3 protein-coding genes are annotated in these 2174 nt (G+C 46.8%); all 3 read right to left on the bottom strand.

Going from position 1 to position 2174, the window contains the following annotated elements; translation table 11 throughout:
- On the bottom strand, positions 1-881 hold an 881-nt coding region (locus ACH0QE_RS07285), incomplete at its 3' end, for a phosphotriesterase family protein (RefSeq protein WP_415800041.1).
- A gap of 16 nt (positions 882-897) precedes the next feature.
- On the bottom strand, positions 898-1872 hold the full coding sequence (locus tag ACH0QE_RS07280) for a quinone oxidoreductase family protein (RefSeq protein WP_415800040.1): 975 nt from the start codon (positions 1870-1872) through the stop codon (positions 898-900).
- Positions 1873-1884: 12 nt separating this feature from the next.
- Positions 1885-2174 (bottom strand): enoyl-CoA hydratase/isomerase family protein (locus ACH0QE_RS07275; protein WP_415800039.1); only part of this gene is annotated, 290 nt, incomplete at its 5' end.

Raw genomic sequence — 2174 nt, 5'->3', positions numbered from 1 at the left:
AAAATATGGCCTGGCTGCCAGTTCTCCATGATTTTCGCAGCTTGTTCCGGCATAACCGGAGGTCGGCCTAGCCAGATATTCACGGTGTCATGTGCTAGTAATATTTGATCTTCATAGCCTTCATTAAGTAAAGCAAGCAGCATCTGTACCCGTTCATGGTCAAACGGTGCACCAACCATCCCCTGGATGCCGAAACGATCTAGACCAATCCTGACTCCTTGGTCCAATACCTGTTTATGATATTCAGGGTCGGTATTTCCGCACATGTGGCCGATGATAATTTTCCCTGGATCTGCACCATTCTCAATCAGTAACCTGACCTGCTCTGGTCCCATTGTCCCCTCCTGGGTATGGGTGAGGATGACTGCCCCTGTTTCCTGTTGTACTCGGGCGCCCGCACGGAAAAACATCTTTTCATACTCAGTGATTTCATCCTTGCTTGATGCGAGCTTGATCACACCAGGTCTGATTCCGGAATTTGCGATCCCTTCTGTAAGCTCTTTTTTGAACATTTGATAGATTTCTTCCTCCGCTGTACCCAATGCCTGCCTGAACTTGAAATAAGGGGTTGCTCCTTCGCCTTCGTAATAGTAACCGGTAGCACAAATAATCTGGAGACCAGTAGCTTCAGAGATTTTCTTTAAAAACTCCGGGTTTCTTCCACATTCATTTGGCGTCGGATCCACGACGGTCTTTACACCGAAACTCTGCATGAACCTGGCAATATTAATTGCCTCTTCCAGGGCTGATTCTTCATTAAAAGCACCCAATGTTACATCTCCCTGGAAACCGGGATATCCAAAGATAAAGTGCTCATGAATCAGCGTCTTTCCCAATTGCTCTGCTTTAATAGGACCAGTCACCGTATTAATCATTCCCATTCAGCACACCCCTTTTTTAAGGTTTAAGAATCAGCTTTCCTTTCGTCTGCCGTGATTGTAAAAGACGATGGACTTCAGCTGCTTGCTCGAGAGAGAATACTCCTCCGATTGTCAGCTTTAATTGTCCCTTTGATAAATAACCAAGCATTTCAGCCATACTTGATTGAATCAATGCTGGTTTCCTCATGATTTGAGGAAGGAAAAAGCCTATGACAGACTGGTTTCTCGCCATCAAGGAAGACGGATAAAAGCGACTCTGCTCGCCGCTGGCAACTCCATAGATTACGAGACGCCCAAATGTGGCAAGACATTTGAGGGTTTTATTAAAAATCTCGCCGCCTGCCATTTCGAGGGCGACATCGACCCCTTTGCCGCTGGTCGCCTCAAGCACCTTTTCCTCCCAACCTTGTTCGGTATAATTGATCAAGACATCAGCTCCCATATCAGCAGCCAATGCCAGTTTATCCTCTGTGCTAGCAGTCGCTATTACTTTGCTTGCGCCTGATAGCTTGGCAAGCTGGACAGCCAATGTTCCGACTCCTCCGGCTGCTGCATGGACTAGGACAGTTTCTCCTGCTTCCAGGCGTCCCATTGTTTTCAGGATATGATAAGCACTCAGACCCTGAAGCGGTAGTGCGACCGCCTGCTCAAATTCCATATCATCCTGCAAAGGAATCAGCCCGCGGCTATCAGCCAGGGCAAACTCAGCGTAACCTTCAGATTCGATCAAGGTAACAACGCGGTCACCTGCCTGGACATTTGTTACGGATTCTCCTGTTTCGACAACTATCCCCGCAATCTCCGCTCCAGGGATAAAAGGCAGTTTAGTTGGAACCACATACTGTCCTTCTCTTCTTGCTGTGTCGGCATAATTGACACCGATAGCATGGATTTCAATTAAAACTTGATGACCTTTAGGTACTGGGCGCTCCATCTCCACTAATTGGAGAACCTCCGGACCGCCATATTCTTTCAGTTGAATTGCTTTCATGACTTTGCCTCCTTAGTTGCCTGTAAATTTTGGTTTTCTTTTTTCTTTGAAGGCTGCAATACCTTCTTGATGATCTTCAGTAGATACCATCATCGTCTGGGTGATCCGTTCCTGCTCAAGAATTTCTTCCAGAGTTGCTGTCATTGAATGGTCAACCAGCTTCTTGATCATTCCATATGCTCTGGTCGGCCCATTTGCCAGCTGACCGGCAAGCTTCAGTGTTTCTTCCTGTAACTTTTCCACAGGGACAAGATAATTTATGACTCCCAACTGGTATAAACGCTCTGCCCGTATCGGTTCTG

Source organism: Mesobacillus sp., assembly GCF_047739415.1.
In the GTDB taxonomy this organism is placed as follows: Bacteria; Bacillota; Bacilli; order Bacillales; family Cytobacillaceae; genus Mesobacillus.
This window is presented reverse-complemented; position numbering and strand designations above follow the sequence as displayed.

What these genes read in the sequence shown, in the direction of transcription:
- ACH0QE_RS07280 (WP_415800040.1), bottom strand. Translation starts at nt 1,872, where the DNA reads ATGAAAGCAATTCAACTGAAAGAATATGGCGGTCCGGAGGTTCTCCAA.